The organism is Leptolyngbya sp. BL0902 (genome assembly GCF_016403105.1).
Classification (GTDB): domain Bacteria; phylum Cyanobacteriota; class Cyanobacteriia; order Phormidesmidales; family Phormidesmidaceae; genus Nodosilinea.
Genome location: NZ_CP046155.1, coordinates 2,530,752 through 2,552,833, shown reverse-complemented (window position 1 = coordinate 2,552,833; position 22,082 = coordinate 2,530,752). Strand labels below are relative to the sequence as shown.

Annotated in this window: 17 protein-coding genes; 6 read left to right on the top strand and 11 right to left on the bottom strand. The window is 57.3% G+C overall.

Going from position 1 to position 22,082, the window contains the following annotated elements; genetic code table 11:
• Positions 1–7 precede the first annotated feature (7 nt).
• The 7 genes from GFS31_RS11265 to GFS31_RS11235 form a co-directional block, all read right to left on the bottom strand.
• The gene (locus GFS31_RS11265) at positions 8–2,314 is read right to left on the bottom strand and encodes a GumC family protein (protein ID WP_198804921.1); all 2,307 of its coding nucleotides are present in this window, start codon (positions 2,312–2,314) and stop codon (positions 8–10) included.
• A gap of 27 nt (positions 2,315–2,341) precedes the next feature.
• On the bottom strand, positions 2,342–3,631 hold the full coding sequence (locus GFS31_RS11260) for an SLBB domain-containing protein (protein WP_198804920.1): 1,290 nt from the start codon (positions 3,629–3,631) through the stop codon (positions 2,342–2,344).
• Positions 3,632–4,098: 467 nt separating this feature from the next.
• Entirely contained in the window at positions 4,099–5,901 is a 1,803-nt protein-coding gene (locus tag GFS31_RS11255) for a sodium:solute symporter family protein (protein WP_263974827.1), read from the bottom strand.
• Between the two features lie 112 nt (positions 5,902–6,013).
• Positions 6,014–7,648 (bottom strand): Ig-like domain-containing protein, encoded by a 1,635-nt coding sequence (locus GFS31_RS11250; RefSeq protein ID WP_225907388.1) that lies wholly within the window; start codon positions 7,646–7,648, stop codon positions 6,014–6,016.
• 2 nt (positions 7,649–7,650) lie between these two features.
• The gene (locus tag GFS31_RS11245) at positions 7,651–8,457 is read right to left on the bottom strand and encodes a TIGR03943 family putative permease subunit (protein ID WP_198804919.1); all 807 of its coding nucleotides are present in this window, start codon (positions 8,455–8,457) and stop codon (positions 7,651–7,653) included.
• A 113-nt stretch (positions 8,458–8,570) separates the two neighbouring features.
• Entirely contained in the window at positions 8,571–9,623 is a 1,053-nt protein-coding gene (locus tag GFS31_RS11240; protein ID WP_198804918.1) for a permease, read from the bottom strand.
• 163 nt (positions 9,624–9,786) lie between these two features.
• Positions 9,787–10,308, bottom strand: a complete 522-nt coding sequence (locus tag GFS31_RS11235) for a DUF2062 domain-containing protein (RefSeq protein WP_225907387.1) — start codon at positions 10,306–10,308, stop codon at positions 9,787–9,789.
• A 288-nt stretch (positions 10,309–10,596) separates the two neighbouring features.
• On the opposite strand from GFS31_RS11235, the gene ybaK reads away from it, so the two are divergent.
• The 3 genes from ybaK to GFS31_RS11220 all read left to right on the top strand — a co-directional run bounded on the left by ybaK (position 10,597) and on the right by GFS31_RS11220 (position 12,698).
• Complete coding sequence (ybaK, locus tag GFS31_RS11230; RefSeq protein ID WP_198804917.1) at positions 10,597–11,082, top strand: Cys-tRNA(Pro) deacylase; 486 nt, start codon at positions 10,597–10,599, stop codon at positions 11,080–11,082.
• A gap of 180 nt (positions 11,083–11,262) precedes the next feature.
• Entirely contained in the window at positions 11,263–11,964 is a 702-nt protein-coding gene (locus tag GFS31_RS11225; RefSeq protein WP_198804916.1) for a CIA30 family protein, read from the top strand.
• Positions 11,965–12,113: 149 nt separating this feature from the next.
• Positions 12,114–12,698, top strand: coding sequence for a response regulator (locus tag GFS31_RS11220; RefSeq protein WP_198804915.1), 585 nt, complete (start codon positions 12,114–12,116; stop codon positions 12,696–12,698).
• 134 nt (positions 12,699–12,832) lie between these two features.
• Here GFS31_RS11220 and hydA read toward each other — a convergent pair whose 3' ends face one another.
• From hydA to acsF, 4 genes are all read right to left on the bottom strand, one after another.
• Positions 12,833–14,248 carry a dihydropyrimidinase gene (gene hydA, locus GFS31_RS11215; RefSeq protein WP_198804914.1) on the bottom strand — a complete coding sequence of 472 codons (1,416 nt, stop codon included), beginning with the start codon at positions 14,246–14,248 and terminating at the stop codon, positions 12,833–12,835.
• Positions 14,249–14,497: 249 nt separating this feature from the next.
• Complete coding sequence (gene ald, locus GFS31_RS11210; RefSeq protein WP_198804913.1) at positions 14,498–15,592, bottom strand: alanine dehydrogenase; 1,095 nt, start codon at positions 15,590–15,592, stop codon at positions 14,498–14,500.
• A 166-nt stretch (positions 15,593–15,758) separates the two neighbouring features.
• Entirely contained in the window at positions 15,759–16,361 is a 603-nt protein-coding gene (locus GFS31_RS11205) for a DUF1176 domain-containing protein (RefSeq protein ID WP_198804912.1), read from the bottom strand.
• 114 nt (positions 16,362–16,475) lie between these two features.
• Complete coding sequence (gene acsF / locus GFS31_RS11200) at positions 16,476–17,552, bottom strand: magnesium-protoporphyrin IX monomethyl ester (oxidative) cyclase (protein ID WP_198804911.1); 1,077 nt, start codon at positions 17,550–17,552, stop codon at positions 16,476–16,478.
• A 479-nt stretch (positions 17,553–18,031) separates the two neighbouring features.
• On the opposite strand from acsF, the gene GFS31_RS11195 reads away from it, so the two are divergent.
• From GFS31_RS11195 to GFS31_RS11185, 3 genes are all read left to right on the top strand, one after another.
• Positions 18,032–18,781 (top strand): heme oxygenase (biliverdin-producing), encoded by a 750-nt coding sequence (locus tag GFS31_RS11195; RefSeq protein WP_198804910.1) that lies wholly within the window; start codon positions 18,032–18,034, stop codon positions 18,779–18,781.
• A gap of 180 nt (positions 18,782–18,961) precedes the next feature.
• A complete protein-coding gene (hemN, locus tag GFS31_RS11190; protein WP_198804909.1) occupies positions 18,962–20,359 on the top strand; it encodes an oxygen-independent coproporphyrinogen III oxidase in 1,398 nt (465 codons plus the stop codon).
• Positions 20,360–20,724: 365 nt separating this feature from the next.
• Positions 20,725–22,065 (top strand): GTP cyclohydrolase II, encoded by a 1,341-nt coding sequence (locus tag GFS31_RS11185; RefSeq protein ID WP_198804908.1) that lies wholly within the window; start codon positions 20,725–20,727, stop codon positions 22,063–22,065.
• Positions 22,066–22,082 lie beyond the last annotated feature (17 nt).

Below are 22,082 nucleotides of genomic sequence, written 5' to 3'. Positions count from 1 at the left end.
GATGTACCTACCTTAACTTTATACCGTTGGCTATCAAGCCCAAGATAGGAACTTGGCATACCATGCGAAAATCTCTAATTGCACCATTGACAACGCTTTTATCAGTCTCTTCGAGCCTGAGAACGAGTAATACCGCATCAACATGCTGGCTAATGAGTTTGGTATCGGCAGTATTCAATGAGCCCGATGAATCTAGAATGATCAAATCATATTCATCGCGGTATTTTTTGGGGAGGAGATCGAACTGAGGATTTGTCAATAAGTCAATGGGAGAAATAAACTGCGAAGCAGGAAAGTGAAGTAGATCAACCCTGCCATCCTTTGTTAGGGGTGTTACAGTTGGCAGTGCTGCACTGCCAGGTATAGGCAACTGAGGTGAATGGGCCGGATACGGAATACCAAAGTATTGGGCCACTTGCGGATTTTCGAGGTCGCAATCTATCAACAATGCCTTACGATTTGCCCTAGCTGAGGCAAGGGCTAGATGACAGGCTACCGTTGTTTTTCCCTCGCCTGAGGCAGAGGAAGAAACAAGCAGCACTGGAGGTGAACTATTACTACTGAGAAGGTGAAGGTTAGCCTCCAAGGCTTGAAATGCCGATTCAAACTGGCTCTGCTCTGAGGAGAACCCTGGTTGGTCAGCGCTTAAGGGTTGCTGAACTCCGGGGCGATCTGTAGATCGCACGAAGGATTGGCCTTGGGCTGCAACTAAGCTTCTCTGCGGCAGTTGTGCTGGAGCAACTAACGGTCTGCCCCAGGGAATCAGCGCCAAAACAGGCAACTGAGTTTCCTTACTAGCAGAGTTAGCGTCATGGTAGGACTGATCCATCATTTCTAGTAGGAAGACTACCCCTAGACCCAAGACCGAACTAGCCACAAAGCCGAGGACTAGACTGCGAAGAAGGCGGCTTTCCGGCTCTAAAGGCGTTGTCAGGTCATACCCTGACACAATCACCCAAGGATTGGTTTCCGCTTCTAGCTGTAGTTTAAGCTCTTGTTGAGCAGCCAAAAGTCGTTGCAAAGAGGCTTCTGCAAGGGTAAGGTTGCGCTCAATTTCCCGAAAGTCACTACCTAGATTGACCAAGCTCCCTAGCTGGTTAGACAATGCATTGTAGAGCTGAGATAAGGATTGGTCTTGAACCTGTAGAACCTGAATTTGGTTAACGGATGCGACCAGTTCCTTCGCTAAATCTCGGCCAATGCTGCCCTGATAGCTCAAGGTTTGCGGCGTGATCGATCCCGTCGCGGTGACTGCGTTACCTAGGTTGCGCTCTATTTCAGCCTCAAGGAGCGGTAACAACTGCGCCTGTTTGTCTTGAAGCGCTTGAATCACAGGCGTATCGGCTCTGAATCGGGCGGATTCAATGGCGATTTCACTTTCCAAGCTCCGGTATTGAGCTAGCAAGCTCTGATATACGGGCGACTCGCTGAGGTTTGCCACAAAGACAGCTTCTGCTGGCTGTAGCCCCAACTGGTTGCGCAAATTATTATACGTTTCTAAGGTTGCTTCTAGGGTAATTCGAGCATTCTGCTGCTCTAGTAAAACAGTATTGCGCCGCAGTTCCAAGGCTTCTCCGGCGGCCCTAAGATCAAGAATCTGATTCTCACTTTGAAACTGAGCCAAAGCTGTTTGGGTGGTCGATACAACCTGCCGCTGTACTTCCACCTGGACGTCTAGATCGTTAAGTCGACGAATGAGTCCCATCTGCTGAGTCTCGGTGCTGTAGTCTAGATAAGCCGCCTGTAATTCTGCAACAACCAACTGCACTAAGTCTGGGTTCTGCGCCCTGAAAGAAACATCCAGGATTTTTGCTCCCCCAGCTTGCGTAATACTCAGACTTTCCAGAAGTCTTTCATAGTCAAAGTCAGGATCCTGAGCCTGAGCTACCTGAACAATTGGGTTCAAGACCAACTCACTCTGCAAGACTGTAATCAGGCTGCTGTAGTCATTAGCCACTCCCCCAGGAAGTGCTCCTCCAGGAATGAGCCCTCCAGGGATTGTATTGAGAATAGATGTACCTGAATCCTGACCTGTGAGTCTATCTAGAGGTTCTACCGCCATCGAAAATGATCTTATATAGACTGGGGGAAGACCTAAGTAAATAGCTGCTGCTCCGACAAAGGTTACAGCAGAGACGGTCAAAAGAGTTTTCCAGCGACGTTTGAGGGCAGCAAGAATATCACGAAGTTCAATATCCTCACCGTCATGATCATCGGTGATACCTTGGTAGTCATCAAAACTGGGCCTAGAAGGCAGGATGTAGTGGCGGCCATCACCGTTAGCTATTGGCTCTGTATGCTTCAGATCTTCCATTACCTTGCCCAAGAACAAACTGCTCAACTAAAGACCAAATAATCTTAAAAAGGTAGCCACGCCAACAAAGGGAGCGAGTAAAACGTTCAGCCAATCGGTTGTTCGAGCGATGGTGTTTCGCCGCACAATCACAACATCATCGGCCCTCAGGATCGGATTATTGTCATCGTTGGGCGGTGATGATAGATCAACATTATAGGTGCGCCGCAGAACCGTACCGTCTCGGTTAAGGCGCACCAACTCTACAGAGGAGGATTGCACCCTGGCGCTATCGAGCCCACCAGCGGCCAGAATGGCCTGATTGAGGCTGGCGTTGACGGGTAATTCTAGGTTGCCGCCTCGGGGTACTTCGCCTGCCACCTGCACCATAATGCTGTCTGGCGAGAAGTTGGAGGTGGCAATTCTCAGGGACTCTCCGGGGGGAATGGCGGCAGCAGAGACAATGACCCGGTCACCGTCCCTTAACTGGAGATCCTGTTCTATATCTCCCGATTGAATCAAGTCCCACAGGTTGGCTTCTAGAACCATGGGTTCCCCAGTGGGGGTGGGCCGAACCACCTGCACCCGGCGCACGTCGGCTTGTTCGGTAATGCCTCCAGACTCCCGAATAATCTCGGTTAGCGTCGGGCCGACCTCTCCTGGGGCCACTTCTTTAGAGTAGGTGCCGGGGCGTCGAATCTCTCCGGCCACGGCCACTCTCATCAGCCGGGGTTCTTGGGGAGAGAAATTAGCGGCGGCAATCCGACGTGCTTCTTCTGGGGTTCTGGGGGCAGCAGAGACAATGACTCGGTCGCCATCGCGAAGGCGAAGATCCTGCTCTAAGTTGCCCGATTGAATTAAATCCCAGAGGTTCACCTGTAGAACGGAGGATCCGCCGGAACGATTGGGCCGAATGACCTGAATCCGGCGCACATCGGCCTGTTCTGTTACGCCCCCGGAGGTTTGGATAACTTGAGTGAGGGTCGGCCAACTGATGCCCACACTTTCACTACCGCCGCCATCGGCAAAGCTGATATCGTAGGCCCCTGGCCGTCTCACTTCGCCCGCCACCACCACCCTGACAGGACGGGGAGTAGTCAAGCTAAGGGTGATCTGAGGCGGACGGGTTAGCAGAGTACTGTAGCGCCAGGTGAGCAGATCCGTTGCTTCCCGCAGGGTCATCCCCTGGACATCCACATCACCCACCCAGGGAAGGCTGAGCGTGCCGTCAACAAGGACAGTATGAGGCCCCGTGAGCTCTGGAACGTTGAACACGGTGATTTGAAGTTGATCGCCTGGCCCTAGAACGTAGGCATCACGCTGCCCTGGAGCAGCCACCTGGGCGAGGTTAGGGGCCGGAAAGGGCGTCGGGGAAGCTACGCTAGGGTTGGTGGGCGCAGTTCCCGGCCAAGGGAGCGCATCTTGAGCAAGCGCGTAGGCACCAGAGAGGGAGCATAGGGACAAGCATGAAAGCGGAAGGGCTGAACACAAGAGTCTCCAATTCATCGGCTGAGTCATTTTAGTGGTGAGAGGGAGGTGCCTTAATACTGCCGGGACGCCCTTGGACTTCGATACATTCTACAGTCCGCTTGGGGTTTAGCATACCCAAGCCACTTTGGAAACTGTCCACTACCGGAGAAGAAACCCTGATCTGGGGGAGGTTTAGATGCCCTATCAGGTAGAGAGCCCTAGTCTTAAGACAGGCCCAAGCCCCTGGAGTTCCACAGGGTGGAGGTCTGCTACCTAGGCAGCGATTGGTCTAGGGTTAGAGTACCGCCCCGACGCTAGCCGATTTGGGAAACACCTTATATTTCCTCCGGGGGGGGAACATGGGGCGGCTGTCCCTTGCCGAGACGCCGTAGCCACCAGCCGCCCGCCACCGCGACTATCAGCCACACCCAGCCCGTTAGGGGTTGATAGAGGAGGAACCCACCAACCCCCAGCATCGCCCCCAGGAGCAGCAATAGGGCGGCGCAGGCCCTGAGGCAATCGTGGCGGAGGGATTGGACGGGGACGAGGCCCGTGCGCTGTTGCTGCCGTGCCCAGCCGGGGCCACCAGGACGCACTTTAGTGTAGAAGGCATCCAACGTCTCATCGCTTTCGGGTGGGGTAGCCACCATGGCAGCGACCCAAAGCACCAGCGTGGCGAGGGTGGTGGCGAATAGGCGCAGGCCAAAGTCGGAGATGGTCAGCACGGGCACCACGGTGGTGACAAGGCCGATCAGGAACCCGGCCACCATGGCGGCCAGTTCGGCAGCGGCATTGATGCGCCACCAGAACCAGCGCAAAATTAACACCAGCCCCGGCCCGGTGCCAATGGCAATCACCAGTCGAAATACGGTGGTCACATCCTGGGAATAAAATGCCGCGACCGCACCGAGGGCCGTCACCAGCACCGAGGCCAGTCGGCCAGCCAGTACCAGTTCAGCTTGGGGAGCATTAGGGCGCAGGAAACGTCCGTACAGGTCGTTGGTGAGGTAGGACGCACCCCAGTTAATTAAGGTCGATACTGTACTCATAAAGGCAGCGATGAGTGAAGCCACCACCAGCCCCAACAGTGCCGGGGGCAGAAAGTCCAGCATCAGCATGGGGTAGCCCAGTTCCCGGTCTTCTAGGTTGGGGTAGATCACCACGGCAGCGAGGGCCACTACCACCCAGGGCCAAGTGCGGATGACGTAGTGGAGGATATTAAAAAACCAGGCGGCTTTTTCTGCCTCGGCTTCGTCTTTGGCGGCGGCGAGGCGCTGGATAAATTCGCCCCCGCCATCGCTGCGCCGAAAAGCCCACCATTGCAGGGTGACGTAGGCCAAAAAGGTGCTCACGGTGATCCCAGCGGTTTCGCTCCAGCGGTACCAACCGCCCTCGGCGGATCGCTCTAGGGGCACAAAGGCCAGCAGATCGGTACCGCCCAGGGCTTGTACCTGCTCGATGAGGGGGGCCATGCCGCCCAGGTTGGCCACAGCGACGACCGCCACAATAATCGCCCCCAACAGGGCTAGGAAGAACTGGAAAAAATCTGTCGCCACGACGCCCCATAGTCCTGAGAAGCCAGCGTAGACCAGCACTAGGATACTGACGCCAATGACGCTGAGCAGTTTCAGGCTCTCCCCCGGCTCAATGCCCACGGACTGCCACAGTTGTAGGGCGTCGATTACCTTCACCATGGCCAGCATGGCATAGCCAATGCCAATGCAGTTAATCGGCACCGCGAACAAAAAGGCTTTTACCCCCCGCAGCCAAGCCGCCATCGGGCCACCATAGCGGAGTTCTGTAAGCTCAGCATCGGTAATGATTTCCGACCGCCGCCACAGCCGCGCAAACACGTAGATCATCACCACATGGGCGATGCCAAAGCTCCACCATTCCCAGTTGCCTGCAATGCCGCGATTGCCGACTACCCCAGCAATGTAGAGGGGGGTGTCAATGGAAAAGGTGGTCGCGGCCATGCTGGTTCCGGCCAGCCACCAGGGCAAAGAACGCCCCGACACAAAGAAGTCCACCAGGCTACCAGAGGCTCGGCGGCCTAGGTAGAGCCCCAGGCCCAGGGAAAACACCAGATAGGCCACCACAATGGCCCAGTCAATCCAAATCACAGGGGATACCGTCAAACACCGCTGTTATCTTGCCATACCCATCGGTGCTACCGTCATTTTCTCTCCAGGGATGGGCGGGGCTAGCCAGCGGAAGGATGTCTGGCACGACCCCAAGGGTTGCCCTAGGCTAGGGCAACCACGTAGCCTGGATACCCTGGAAAGGAAAGGATTCTGGGCTGTCTAGGGTGGGGGCCGATTGGTCGGCGGCGGTGGTAAACAGGGGCAGGTGCCACAGCCCAGGGCCTAGGTCTTCGTCGCGACGAGGGCGAGCCGATCCGTCGGCCACGTCCTCAAACTGGGCTACGTCTAGCAGCAGGGAGCGACCATCGGGGGCAAGGCTCATGTGCTGGGTGGTTTGTTGGGGGAGAGTGGCGAGCTTCGTCATAGCCCTAGCCTCCAGGTCAATAACCAGCAGCAGCGGTTGCTCGGCATAATCTTCTACCTCAAGGCCATTCCGACGGCGACGGCTGTCAACCTGCTCGCTGGCTAGCACGTAGAGAAAGCGACGGCGGTTATCAAACTGGGCTTCGCGAATGGAGCCACTGACCCGCAGTAGTTCTTCTTCATCCCCTAGGCTTGTGACCAAAAAGAGGGACTCGGTAAATCGCTTTTCTGGGTCGTTTTGGTTAAAGTTCACCATGGCGGCAGCGGATCCATCCCTGGCGATGTCTAGGACTTGACCGTAGTTAGGCAAAAAGTCGAGGGGTAGCTGGGGGCCACGGGTAGCGTCGGGGCTGAGATCGAGGATGGCGGTGCCCTCCCCCTGGAGCAGCACGAGGGACTGACTATCGGGGGCAATCAAGAAGTCTCCCCCCGGCTCGGTATCGAGGGGATAGGGAGCCCTGCCTGCCCGCACCACCCAGGGGCCAAAGTCGGCGGGGTCATCGCGGTTCACCCGCTGCACCACAATGGTTTGGCCATCGGCGGAGAGGTCAAACTTCAGGTTTTGGTAGTTGCGGTTGTCTAGCACGAGCGTCAGTTCCCCTGGGGTGGCCTCCGTGGGGGTGGGCAGCAGGCGTTGCCAGAAGGGCGGCGGTTCAGCCAGCAAATCCTGGGGCGGGCGGGGGACGATGCCCGTCGTGACGGTGTAGAGCTGCTGGTTGAGCAGGCCGTCGGGGGCATCGGCATCCATGGCCGAGAACAAAATCCTGTCGCCGAGGGTATAGGGCTCGAAGGCCAGCACCGACAGCGTTCTTGGGGTTAGGATGACCCGCTCCTGCTGATCGAGGTCGGCCATCACCAGGCGGTTAGCCTCGTCGCCCTCGGTGCCAATATAGACAAAGGCGCGTTTGCGAGACTGAAAGCCCGCCTCAAAGGACTGAAACCGATCCACATCGGCATCGGGGGCCGAAAACCGATCCCGCGCCCGGTCTAGCCGTAGGGTAAAGGACTGGCCATAGGGCAGGGGTTCGGTGAGGGTATAGGCCATCCGACGCCCCGCCCAGCTCACCTTGCCGGGGAAGGGCGGATCGAGGGCAAGATTTTCCTCAACGCTGACCGGATCCATAGGCCGACTGAAGGTGATCAAAAAGGCGCGATCCTCCACCCCCACCTGTCGATTTTGCCAGCTAAAGTCTCGTACCCTAGCGGTAGCGTGGTCGCCGGAAAAGACTAATATTCCCAGCACCACGGTCAGCACCGCCATCGCCCCCACCGCCAGTCGATCCAGCGGTTGACGACGGGAGGATGACGTAGAGGACAGGGCAGCCGGAGAACGGCGGTTTGGCCCCTGGTCAGGGCGGCGAGAGCGACGACGAGCCATGGCTAGTATTCGTAGGGGGTACGCGGTTGGGGAATTTCGGTCAGGGCGGCTTCTCCAATCACCAGTTGCCGCTTGTTGTCGAGGGTTTGGGTGGTCATCCGGCCCGTCACCTCCAGCCAGGTGTCGGGGGCGGGGCGCGGAGTACCGGGCGGCAATTCCACAGGCAGGCCCACGGGGTAGGCATCGGCGGCGCAGCAGGTGAGCACAAAGCGGGTAATCATAAATAGGTTGTCGGGCCAACCCGGCATATGGGTGACAAAGCCGCTCACGTTGACGGCCTGCCCTGCGTAGGCTTCGGGTTCGGGGTAGACATTGAGGGTGCGGATCCAATCCACAATGGTGCGATCCTCCGAAGCCCCGCTGAGCACAAATCGCTGGGGGCGCGACCGGGTTTGGCTCAACACCTCGGTAATGCCGCGCTGGAGGGCCGTTTCGCTGGTAAAGGGACGGGGGGTGTAGATCAGCCCAAACACCGCCACCGCTAGCAACAGCCCGGTGCTCACCCGGCGGGGCAGCAGGGCAATGTGCTCCTGGCTGCGGGGGCCACCCTGGCGCTGCTGCAACCGCACCACCTGCCACACCTGCCACATCCGGCCCATACCCATCCCAAAGGTCAGCACCATGGCCATGTGGGACAGCCACATATAGTCGGGGTGCAGCAGCAGGTAGATTTGCCCCGTAACGGTAAACCGCAGCAGCATCGCCGCCCACAGGAGCAGCATCAGGCCATCAATGATGGCTTGCCAGGGTAGGGAAACACGCCGGGGAGAGGGCAATGGCCGACGGCGGGAACGAATAGAGGAGGTCATGACGCCTAAATTGAGAAGTCAGCCAACGAAAGGCTAAGGACATGGAAGCCTAGGAGCTTAGCGGTGGGGAAGGAACTTGGATATCCCCTCGCCCAAGGGCAGGATAAGCCACCTCACCCCACATATAAATTCATCACCAGGGTCAGCAAAAAGGTGAGCTGGGCCGCCAGCAGAAACAGGTAGATAATCGCCCGTCCTTTGAAGACTGTCAGTAGCAGGCTGATATTTTTGAGGTCGATCATGGGGCCAAACACCAGAAAGGCCAACAGCGACCCGCTAGTGAACACCGAAGCAAAGGACAGGGCAAAGAAAGCATCCACCGTGGAGCAGATAGAAACCACCCAGGCTAGGGCCATCATCGCCAGGATAGAGGTGACTGGCCCCTGCCCCAAGCTGAGAATGACCTCCCTAGGAATCGCCACCTGGACAAAGGCGGCAATGGCGCTGCCCAAAATCAGCACGGCCCCCAGTTCCCGCGTTTCCAGCACCATGTTGTCTACCATCATGCGAAACCGCAATCGGAGGGGCGGCGGTGCTCCGGTGACTTGAGCCAAAACCTGGGCCGGGGGCGCATCCAGTTGCAGCACCTGACCGGGGGACTGCATCAAAAAAGTGCCTGACCGCAGCAAGGGCGAAATGGCTTCATCCTCCGCTGGGGATGGCGATCCACCCTGAAGCCCAGTGGCGGCGGGCGGGGCGGCGGGGTCGCCCATCATACGGGCCAAATTATCTTGCAGAAAAGGCCGCATATCGGCTTGGGCGCTGAAGATCAGAGCCACGGCCATGGCCACCACCAGGGTGAAGCCCACTCGCAAAAAGACGATTTCCGGCTGATCTCGGAAGGCAATCCAGGTGGCCCAAAACACGATGGGATTGACCGTGGGAGCCGCCAGCAAGAAGCCAATGGCTACGGCAGTGGGGGCTCCCTTCATCAACAGCCGTCGAGCAACGGGGATGTTGCCGCATTCGCACACTGGAAAGAGAAAGCCAATCAGCCCCCCGGCCAGGGCCGCTAACAGCACGTTGCGAGGCATCAGGGCCAGCAGCTTTTGCTCATCAACAAACAGCAGCAGCACACTGGAAAAAATTACCCCCAACAGCAAAAAGGGCATCGCCTCTACCAGCAGGCTAAAAAAGAGGGTGATGCCGTTATTGAGTTGAACCATCGGTCTTGAACCCCAGCTATGGCCATGACTCCGCAAACCTGCCGCTGCCCTGGATCATTCCAGGTTGGCAGACGCCCATTTTAGCGGATCTTGCTCTGGCCTGTCTGGAGCCGGGGATCAGCCACCTCTAGGCGATCCCCAGCCATGGTCGTCGATGCACCGACTACCGAAGGCGGCTAGGAAACGACCGTCGCTGACGCAGCCGCCGAATGAGGGGAAGCCCTAAGTAGTAGCTCAGCAACCCTGCAATGACGCCCACCACCGCACTGCCCAGCATCAGCCGTACCGAGACTTCGGTGCCCATGTCGGCCCAACCCCGCAGGCTATCTAGGTCGGTGAAGCCCTGGGTGGAACTGCTACCCAAGATCCAGACGCCCACCTGGTAGTTAAAAGCAAAGATCGGCAGGTAGGTGAAGGGGTTGCTAATCCAGGTGGCGGCGGCGGCCATTATCCGATTGCCGCGCACCACCGTAGCCACCGCTAGCCCAATGACGATTTGCAGGCCAAACAGCGGAAAACAGCCAGAAAATACCCCGCTGGCCATGCCCCGAGCCAGTTGTTCCGGGCTACCCTGAAGCCGGATAAACCGCAGATAGACGTAGCGGATCTTACGCTGCCAGTCCGACGGAATTCCCTTACGCATGGCAGATTTTTCGGGTAGTTCGGTATCTTTGGTTAGGGTCATAGGGGCAGACAGGGGGAAGAGAGAACGGAGATAGTGACCATGCAGCAACAGCGTAGGCGCATTGACGCTGGGCGAAACTTGACACCGCAAACAGCCTTCCCTATCGAAGCGATGTCCGGTTAGGGATCAGCCGCAGCGGCACAAACCCACGCTAAAGAATGATTCTTTCCTATTCTATCGGCGACGATTTGAATAAACCAACCGCGTCAGAGTTTGTCGTAGTTTGGCAAGGATTTTCTGTGAGCGCATCGCCAAACCTACGGGACGTCTTCTTCCCACACGCCACCCATGAGCAAAGCCACCGCTAAAACCAATGCTGCCCGCATCCTCGACCGCCTGAAGATCCCCTATCAAGTCTTGGAGTACGAGGTGAATCCCGACGACCTCGCTGCCGAAAGCACCGCCGCCAAGCTGGGAATCCCTCCAGAACAGGTGTTCAAAACCCTGGTGGCACGGGGAGAACGCCAGGGGGTTTGCCTTGCCGTGGTGCCCGGAAATGCTCAGCTTGACCTCAAAGCCCTAGCTAGCCTTGCTGGAGAGCGTAAGGTAGAAACCGTGCCTCTCAAGGACGTTCAGCCCCTCACGGGCTACATCCGAGGGGGCGTGACAGCCCTGGGCACCAAGAAAGCCTACCCCATCTACGGGGATGAATCGATGCTGACCTTCGACCACATCGCCGTTTCGGCAGGGAAGCGGGGGCTTATGCTGTGGTTGGCCCCCCAGGACTATCTCACCGCCACCCAAGCGACCCTAGGGCCACTGGCCAGACCATAACGAGTGGAAGCTCTTCGCCAGAGGAGTACAGCTATCCTAATCCCTGCCCTAGGATAGGCAATGATCTAGTGCCTAGTGCTGCCCAACTGGGGCAACGCTTAGGCGGCGATCCTCCAAGGCCACGCTAGGATCACAACCATTCCCGATTCCCGACTCCCGATTCCCGACTCCCGACTCCCCATGACCTCCTCCCCGCCCCCCAACCAAGGCCGCTCTCCCTGGGATGTTGGCCGATTGGTGCAAACCCTAGATTTTTTCGAGTCCATTCCTGTCGTTAGCACCCTAAAAGCAATGTTCTCTGGTTCCCAGTTACCCCAGCCGCCCCAGATGGACAATGGGGTGTTGTTTGATTTCAGCCATCCCCGTTCGGCCCGCAGCCTCGACCTAATGGCTCTGTGGGGCGCGTTGGATGATGTGGTGATGGGCGGCGTGAGCCGCAGCGGATTGCAAGCTGGGGAGAACGCAGCCTGCTTCACGGGTTATGTTTCCACCGATAACTCTGGGGGCTTTGCCTCGGTGCGGACTCGTAATTTTGACCCGCCTTTGAACCTGGGCACCTACCAAGGACTGACCCTGCGCCTACGGGGAGATGGCCAGCGCTACAAGGTCTTTTTGCGAGATCGCGATGGCTGGGATGCTGTAGCCTACGGGCTGTCCTTTGATACGGTGCCCCAGGCGTGGATCACTGTGGCGGTGCCCTTTAGCAATCTGGTGCCCGTGTTTCGCGCTCGTTCCCAGCCCGATGCCAAACCCCTCGATCCCTCCAGCCTGCGGTCGTTGCAACTGATGCTGAGCAAGTTTGAGTATGACCAGGCCCTCAACCCTCACTTTGTCCCCGGCCCGTTTTGCCTGGAGGTGCAGACCATAGCCGCCTATCGCTAGGTGTGAGCCGCTCCAACGGCAAGCGACCGGGGCTCTCGCCGCCATAAACCCATTTATTCGCGAAAAGACGAGAGCTTTCCGGCAACCTGAACTATTATGGATGGCATTGTTGTCTCCAACCTGCTTCGACACCGTAAGAGGAGTCCACTGTGGCAAGTCACAAGATTTTGGTCATCGATGATAGTCGGGTGATTCGTATGCGCGTACGCGACATGCTTCCCCAGGGCAACTTTGAGGTCATCGAGGCCAAGGATGGCGTAGAAGGGATGGACGCCATCCGCGAGCAGCACCCCAACCTGATCATGCTCGACTTTTTGCTGCCGCGCATGAGTGGCTGGGAGGTGTTCCAGGAAATTCAGGCTAGTCCAGATCTCCAGAAAATCCCCCTGGTGTTGATGTCGGGCCGGAAAGAAGAAGTCACCGAGAAAATGTCGGAGCCCTTCGAGTACTTTGAGTTCATTCAGAAGCCCTTTGAGCAAAAGGAACTGATTGAAGCCATCAAAGCCGCCATGGTCAAGGCCCGCAAACCTCGCCGCAATGTGCCCGCTGCGGCCCCAGCCCCAGCGGCCCCGCCAGCGGCCCCGGCCCCGGCCCCAGCGGCGGCTGGTGGGGGAGTGAGTCCCGAAGCCTTTGCGGCCTTGCAAACGGAGGTGAAGCAGCTCCAGGCTGAAGTCACCCAACTGAAGGGGCAACTGGCTAAGGTGTTGGCTTTCATCAAGCAAAAGATGAAGTAGGCCAGTTCAGGCAGCTAGGCCAAGTTCGCCACCATCCGCACGCTGGGGCTTCCCTAGATCCTGTTTTGTGAGCCAGGGGATCTAGGGAAGTCGTTGGCTTATGGCCTAGGATGATGGCCTAGAGCGTTGGAGCATTACAGCACACGGCCAGAGGCTCCGCGTCGCTGGTATTGGCCCATGCCGGGGCGACCGAGCCACTGGTCGCCGTCTACAATGCAATGGCCGCGCAGGAACACTTTTTTCACCTTGCCTGTTACCTCGCGTCCCTCAAACAGGGAGTAATCCACCAGGGAATGGTGGGTGCTGGCGCTGAGGGTGTGGGTTTCGTTGGGGTCAAACAGCACGAGATCGGCGTCGCTGCCCACGGCAATGGTGCCCTTACGCGGAAACAGGCCAAACATTTTGGCGGGGGCCGTGGCGGTCAGTTGCACAAAGCGGTTGAGGTTAATCCGTCCGGCCCGCACGCCGCCATCGTAGAGCAGCATCAGCCGCAGTTCTACCCCTGGGGCACCGTTGGGGATGCGGTTGAAGTTATCGCGGCCAAACTGTTTGGATTTGAGGATTCCCAGCGGATTCTCGTTCATGCAGAAGGGGCAGTGGTCGGTGGCGACGAGTTGTAGGTCGTCGAACTGAAGGCCACGCCAGAGAGCGTGTTGGCAGTCGTGGTCGCGCAGGGGCGGCGTCATCACATACTTGGCCGCTTCAAAGCCGGGGGCGTCGTATTCGGACTGATCCAAAAACAGGTAGTGGGGGCAGGTTTCGGCAAAGGCATGGACGCCGCGATCCCGCGCTTCTACCACCGCATCCAGGGCTTCCTTGGCCGACAGGTGCACAATATAGGAGGGCACCTCCGCCAGTTCGGCAATGCGAATCACGCGATGGGCCGCTTCCCCCTCCATCAGCCGGGGGCGGGTGAGCTGGTGATACTGGGGCGAGGTGTGGCCCTGTTCGAGGGCTTCGTCGATCAGGGCTTGAATCACAAGGCCGTTTTCTGCATGGAGGATGGCCATGCCGCCGTGCCCTCCCACCTGGCGCATGGTTTTGAAAATGGCTGCATCGTCCACCATCAACACACCGGGATAGGCCATGTAGAGTTTGTAGCTGGAAACGCCGTCCTGGTTGATCAAGTCCGGCAGTTCCGCCAGGGAATCGCGGTTGACGTCGGTCAAAATGACATGGAAAGCATAGTCTACCGAGCACTGGGGTTCCGCCGCCGCCAGCCGTCGATCCAGCGCCGCCTTGGGGCTGTCGTGATGGAACTGTTGGGCAAAGTCGATGATGGTGGTGGTGCCGCCAAAGGCCGCTGACTTGGTGCCCGACTCGAAGGTATCGCAGGTGTAGACATCGTTGCCCATGGGCGTTTCCATGTGGACGTGGGCATCAATGCCGCCCGGAAACACCATCAGCCCAGTGGCGTCATGGACTTCGGCATTTTCGGCGGCAAGGCTGCGACCAATCGCTTCAATGCGGCCCTCCTGCACCAAAATATCGCCGACATAGTCATCTACGGCGGTGACAATGCGCCCGCCTTTAATCAGCACCTGAGTCATCGTAAAACCCTCGATTGAGCAGGGATAGCCCGGTCAAATCAGGGTCTACCATGGGGAACGTTCAGCCATCCCTAAAAACGGCCAACAAGCTGACTTTCACGGGTTATTTGACTATAGAGCCTCAGCCCAATTTCACGGATTTATCCAGGAAAGTTTAAGCTTCGCCCTCGTCAATCCTCCGTTCATCGAGCCACGACGTCACCGCCTGAGCCACAGATCAAACCCGATCCCTTCGCCACGGTCAATGGGCTACAGCGTCACCAGATCAGGGAAGACGCCCTGCACCGCCGGATGCACCAGCCGCCCCTTGGCCACATTCAGGCCCGCCTTCAGGCCCGCATCGGTAATCAATGCGCCCATCCCCTGGTTGGCCAGTTTGAGGACGTAGGGGGCGGTGGCATTATTGAGGGCTTGGGTCGCCGTCCAGGGTACCGCACCGGGAATATTGGTCACGCCAAAGTGAACGACGCCGGACTCAAGGTAGGTAGGCTGGCTATGGGAGGTGGGCCGCAGGGTTTCGATACAGCCGCCCTGGTCTACATCCACATCCACAATCACCGAACCGGGCCTCATTTCGGCCACCAGTTCTTTGGAGACTAGCACCGGAGCCTTGCGCCCCGGCACCAGTACGGCCCCGATCAGCAAGTCTGCCTGGGGAACTGAGGTTTCGATGCGGAGGGGGCTGCTGTAGAGCAGTTCCACCCGCGAGCCGAATAGGGTTTCTAGGTAGGCCAGACGGTCAACGTTGATATCGAGAATCTGCACCCTAGCTCCTATGCCGACGGCAATTTTAGCCGCTTCGGTGCCCACAACGCCGCCGCCCAAAATCACCACGCACCCGGCGGCCACCCCAGGAATACCTCCCAACAGCAGCCCCCGACCGCCCTGCTGTCGTTCTAAATAACGCGCCCCAAACTGCACCGAAAGCCGTCCGGCAATCACGCTCATGGGGGTGAGTAGCGGCAGCCGACCGTCGCCCGTAGTCACGGTTTCGTAGGCAATAGCCGCCTGAATCCCACTCTGGATCAAGGCTTCGGTGAGGGCACGCTCTGCGGCGAGGTGCAGATAGGTAAATAAAATCAAATCGGGCCGAAAGTAGGCATATTCTGAGGGCTGAGGCTCCTTGACCTTCACCACCAATTCCTGCGCCCAGGCTTCAGCGGCATCCTCCACGAGGGTGGCCCCCGCCTCCTGATAGGCTTCATCGGTCAGGCCAGAGCCCGCCCCTGCCCCCGATTGCACCACCACCTCATGCCCCTGCTGACACAGGGTGTAGACCGTTGCTGGGGTAAGCCCCACCCGAAATTCTTGATCTTTAATTTCCTGTGGAAGTCCAATACGCATGGGCGTGCCTTTCTTGGGTCAATGGATGGAGGTGCCTACCCCCCATCAGCCAGAATAGGCCAGAACCCAACCCTATGAGACAAAATCTCCAGAAATCCGACCCCACCACTTGGCCCCAGTTTTCTCCCAGCAACGCGTTGGCCTACCCATCCCAACCCGCTGCACCCTAGGGGTAAACCAGGGGATAGGTAGCTGGATGGGGGGCTCTTTCCGGGGTGTCGGTGCAGTCTTGGTAGCGGTAGGTTTCGAGGTCGAGGGCTTGGCCCGTCCAACGATAGACGGCGAAGGATCCACAATCCCCTAGACCACGGGCCTTGCTAAACACCGTCAACTCATCGTAGCTGGGGTCAAAGTTGACGATGCCGCCCACCGTAGCCTCGCTAGCGCGTTGAAAGTCGCCCGCCCCATCGGGATAGAACACGTCTAAGGTCAGTGGCTCTAGGGTGCCATCGGGGAAAACAGCGGCATAGGCATAGACCGATTGATAGGCCGCATGGGCACACAGCACCTGCACCAGAGCCCGATCCCCCATCGGATAAATCTCGGATTCCGCCGCTGCCACCTCGGCCTGGAAGAAGCCATCGCAAAGATCCAGATCCTCCACCTGGGCCAACACCGCAGGCAGCAGGTCGGCATCGGAGGCCCAATCGACCGCCACCGTCTCCCCGCCAGAGGATGGGGCGGAGGGCGAACCCAGCGGAGCACTCTGACACCCCACGGCGGCCAGCAAGAGAGCCAACAGGCTCCAACGCCAAGGAACATCGATCATGGGGGCCTCCAAGGAAACAGAGATTGCCCCCTATCCTAGACGGTTGCCCGTCGTTTTCCCTGCATCCATCGCCCAGACGTTAGCAAATGAAACACCCGGTGGGCAGACCCAGGGCTAGCGCACCGTACCACGCAGGGCTTCGGCGTTCACAGGGGCAATTAGATACAGCCGCAGCAGATCGCCCACAATGCCCATCACCAGGGGCAGCTTCCGCAAGGACTTCAGCCAGTTAGGGCCAGAACCCTCGGTAATCTGCTTCATTTTGAGGTTGCGGGCAGCGGAACGTTCTAGGCGAGGGAAAAACTGGGGATGATCCACATTCAGCGACACCGGAAAAGCACGGGCGGCGGTTTCGTTGGTTTTGCGCACCACTTGGGTATCAAATTCCGTGGCATCGAGGCCCAGCATTTCGTAGAATTTGGCCCGTTCATGTACCGTCAAACTGTGGGTAGCAAATACGGACAGCAGGAAGAATCGGCTCCACAAACGACCTTTCCAGGTATCCCACATATGGGGTTGAGAACGGATCAGTGCCTTGAAAATATCGCCGTGGCGGTTCTCATCCTGGCACCAGCTTTCAAAATAGTTGAACAGGGGATAGAACTTGTGTTCAGGATGCTGTTCTAAATGGCGGAAAATCAGAATATAGCGCCAGTAGCCGATCTTTTCCGACAGGTAAACAGCGTAGATAATCCACTCCACTGGAAAGAAGGTATAGGTGCGGTTTTTGGTCAGTTTCGCCAAGTCCAGGGAAATACCAAAATCCTGCATACATTTGTTCAGAAATCCTGCATGACGGGCTTCATCGCGAGCCATCAGGTGAAAGATTTCCGACAGGGGGGCATTGCGATCCTTGAGGCGACGGGACAGTTCCTTGAACAACAAAAAGCCTGAAAATTCTGATACGCAGGAGCGCTCCAGGTAATCAATAAACGCCTTCCGTTCTTCCCCTTCGATGTGATCCCACACCTGGTTAAAGGAATCATCGCGAATGAAGTGGTGGCGGTTATAGTCGGCCCGCATTTCCTCGATCATCGCCTGGATGCCTTCCGCTTCTAGGGAGAGGTCAAGGTCAGCGGCTTTGTCGAAATCTGTAATGTAAAACCGGGGAGAAAGCAGGTTTTCTTCAATGGCCGTTTTGACTTGGCTATTACCAGGCTGTGGGGCTGGTTTGGGGAGAGCAGTCACCATAGGGCTATTTGGAAGGGATAAAGGGCAATGAAAATGAACCAGAGAGGCCGCAGGCCCCTACAAAAGTCCCCTCCAGGGAGGGGATGGGTTGAGAGAGAAGATTGCAAACGTCAGCGACAGGGCGTTGTGACCCCAAGGAATTGCTTCATCGCTTTATGGCTATAAAACATAGCATAGCCCTTAGCCCCTTTTCCCTACCGTTCAGAAAAACTGCCCTGGACTTCGGTGTTGATCGCACCCTTGAGGCTCCCAAAAGGCTAGACCTAGGGCGGTTTTGGGAGTCGCGATTGCCCTAGGTAACGTTTCCTAACAATGGCCCGACAGGGTTTGCCGGGTTCCCAAGGGGGACGATCTGGCCCATCCCCATGACTCGCCCTTGGCAGACATAAAACTTAACTTATCAGCCTAGATCTGGCGCTTCATAGCTGTATAGTGATGAAAAGATTTTTCTCGAAACATTGTTTTTGCGAGGTACACCCATGACCGATCTGGCTCAGCGGCTGCGGGAAGGCAGCCAAACCTCCCATACCCTGTCGGAAAATACCGCTTTCATGAAGTGCTTTCTCAAGGGTGTGGTGGAGCTAGAACCCTTCAAAAAGCTCACCGCCGACCTGTATTTTCTCTACAGCGCCCTGGAAGAAGAAATGGCCCACCATACCGATCATCCCGCCGTGGGGCCGATGGTGTTTGGCGAACTGCTGCGGACGGCCAAGCTGGAGGAAGACCTGGCCTATTACTACGGTGACAACTGGCGCGATCTGATTCAGGCTACCCCCGCCGGAGCCCACTACGTCAGCCGCATTCGCGAGGTGTCGCGCAGCAATCCGGCCCTGCTGGTGGCCCATGCCTACGTCCGTTATATGGGCGATCTCTCCGGTGGACAGGGGTTGCGGCATATTGTCCGCTCGGCCCTAAACCTGCCTCCTGACAAGGGTACGGGACTCCATGAATTTGATGCGCTACCCACCGTAGAAGCCAAGCGCGACTTCAAAATCCGCTACCGGGAAGCCCTCAATGCCCTGCCCGTGGATGAGGCGCTGATTCAGGCCCTCATCGACGAAACCAACCTGGCCTTTGCCCTCAACCGCGATGTCTTCCACGAACTGGAACCCGACGTTCGCGCCGCCGTGGGCGACCATGTGTTTGACCTGATCACCCGCCAAGACCGTCCCGGCAGCACCGAACGCCACCACCACCACGGCATGGTGGCCCTGATGGCAACGGAATAGATCCCGTGGTGCATTCGCGAAGCAATGCACCCTACAACGGCCTTGTGTTTCTGTACCTCTATTCCGGCTCCCCTCTCCTTTTTTGGGAGAGGGACTGGGGGTGAGGGCCGATCCTTTTGGTGCATTGTTTCGTAAATGTACCCTACATTGCCAATCCACCCTTCATAACTCTCGATAACTATGCTCTCTGTTGCCAATTCCGTTGTTTTCGATTCTGCTCTGCTGCACAAGTACAACCAAGCCCTGCCCCGCTACACCAGCTATCCGCCCGCTACGGAAATGAAGGAGAGCTTTAGCATTAGGGATTTGGAAGCTTCCATTGCCATTGGCAACTATAAACAAACACCGCTTTCGTTGTATTGCCACATTCCCTTTTGTGAATCGGCCTGTTATTTCTGTGGCTGCAACACGGTGATTACGCGCCATAAAAAAGTAGCCGATCCTTACTTAGATTATCTGGATCAAAACATTATCCAGATGTCCCAGAGAGTCAGCAACCGTAAGGTTAATCAACTGCACTGGGGTGGTGGCACGCCGAGTTACCTCACCCAATCTCAGGTAGAACGGCTGTGGAATGTATTGCACCAAAATTTTGATTTCGACCCAGCGGCGGAAATTTCCATTGAGGTTAACCCCAGGGATTTGGATCGGGAGTATGTTCGCTTTCTGAAAGACCTAGGCTTTAAGCGGGTGAGCTTTGGTCTGCAAGATTTTGATTTCAAAGTGCAGGCAGCAGTTAACCGGATTCAGCCGGAGGACATGCTGTTTAACGCCATGGGCTGGCTGCGGGAGGCGGGGTTTGAAAGCGTCAACGTAGACCTCATTTACGGCCTGCCCTACCAGAATTTGGCCACCTTCCAAAACACCATCGAGAAAACCCTACGTCTTGATCCTGACCGGATTGCCGTATTCAACTTTGCCTATGTGCCTTGGCTGAAACCCGTGCAGAAAAAGCACATCAACCCCGCTACCCTCCCTGGCCCCGAAGAGAAACTCGACATCTTCCATATGACCATCGACCGCCTCACCGCTGGCGGCTATCAATTTATCGGCATGGATCACTTTGCCAAGGCCGACGATGAACTCGCCATTGCCCAACGCCAGGGCCAGCTACACCGCAATTTCCAGGGCTATACCACCCAGCCCGAATCTGACCTGCTGGGCTTTGGCATGACCTCTATCAGCATGTTGCACGATGTCTATGCCCAAAACCACAAGGGTCTGCGGGATTTCTACAAGGCGATGGATGCCGATGTTTTACCCATCGAACGGGGCGTGGTACTCAGTCAAGACGACATTCTTCGTCGCACGGTGATTATGGAATTGATGTGCCAGTTTGAGCTATCTAAAACCGCCATTGAAGAAAAATATCACCTTCGGTTCGATCAAGATTTTGACGATTACTTTGCTCGTGAACGTCAAGATCTCCACGCTCTAGAAATGGATGGCTTGGTGCGATTAACGCCTAATCACATTGAAGTTCTTCCCGCTGGGCGGTTATTAATTCGCAATATCGCCGCCGTGTTTGATACCTACCTGCGAAACAAAACCGTCCGGCAGTTTTCCCAGTCGGTTTAACCATACGCAGCGTATGCGGATAGGATAACGACAGTTGCCCATGCCGACAGATGTTAACGCAACAAGGACGAAGCAGGTCAGCAAAAGGGTAAGGGGATAAATGCCCATTTTCGCATTTCGCATCGAGGTGATCGACCACAGCTAGGGAAGAGATGCGGCGAGTACTGGCTAAGCATCGGTCTATTTATTCCGATTCATCTGCCATTCCCGCAAACGTGCCTCATCCCAAGGCACCCTTCCTTTGGCCCATGGGCACTGAAGGGTAATTGTGTCCGTCTGTTGCGGATGAGCTTTTTTCCATTGGCCAAGTGTGCGACATTAATTGGCTTCAATCCTTTAACCGCTGATTGAGAGCCGAGGTATCTATGGTTGAGCTAAATGGTGCCGCCGCTGTTAATGTTCCCAGGCTAAGCGTTCCCACATCGAGTATTCCTGCGCCGGAGGGTGTAGGGGCTTCCCCAGGCAAACGTCGCCACATTGTCCTCACGTCCCACCCTAGCCGTTCGGGACAGCGGGGATTGCCGATTCACTGGGGCGAGGCCGATCCGCTGAAGCGTGGCCCGATTGTGGCAACAGTCAGCGACCCTAGCCATCGCAATGTGATCGGCACCCATTCCGGTTCCTATGCGGTGTATCGGGCCTTGGCGGTGGCCAGCGGCGTACTCCAGCCCGACCATCGGCCCGACCTCACCAATACCTCCCCAGCGGTGCCCATTGGCCCCCATCCTAGTTGGGCCAACCCCAGCAAGATTGTCTCCCTCGATCCCTGGGGGGCCATGGTGGGAGAGGTGTATCAGCCCTTGTTGGAGCAAGGTATCGACCTGCGGCCCACCATCGCCATCACCCGCGCCCACATTCAAATGCCGGAACTCAACGAGGCGGTGCGCCAGGGGCGGCTGGTGGAGGATGGCCAAATTATGAAGCCAGGGGGCGACCTGGTGGTGACGAAGGCAGCGGTGGAACCCGTGTGGTACCTGCCCGGAGTGGCCCAGCGCCTTGGGGTGAACGAAGACGACCTGCGCCATGCCCTGTTTGAGCAAACCGGGGGGATGTTCCCGGAACTGGTGACGCGCCCGGATTTGAAGGTGTTTTTGCCCCCCATCGGCGGCATTACCCTCTACATCCTGGGCGACGTAGCCGCCATCGCCGACCCCAGGCGTCCGCTGACCGTGCGCGTCCACGACGAATGCAACGGCTCTGATGTGTTTGGTTCCGACATTTGCACCTGTCGCCCCTACCTCGTCCACGGCATTGAGGAATGTGTGCAAACCGCCCAGAAAGGCGGCGCAGGGCTGATCGTCTACTTCCGCAAAGAGGGCCGCGCCCTGGGCGAAGTGACGAAATTCTTGGTCTACAACGCCCGTAAACGCCAGGAGGGCGGCGACCGCGCCGATGCCTACTTTGCCCGCACCGAATGCGTGGCCGGAGTGCAAGATATGCGCTTCCAGGAACTGATGCCCGACGTGCTGCACTGGCTGGGCATCACCCGCATCGACCGCTTCATCTCCATGAGCGACATGAAGTACAACGCCGTGGTGCGCTCCGGCATTGAAATCGTCACCCGTGTGCCCATCCCGCCCGAACTCATCCCCCCCGATGCCCAGGTGGAAATTGAGGCCAAAAAAGCGGCAGGCTACTATACGGATACCGGGGTACTGACGGAGGACGATTTGGCCCAGGTGAAGGGACGGGGGCTGACGGAATAGGTAGACCTCACCTTCCA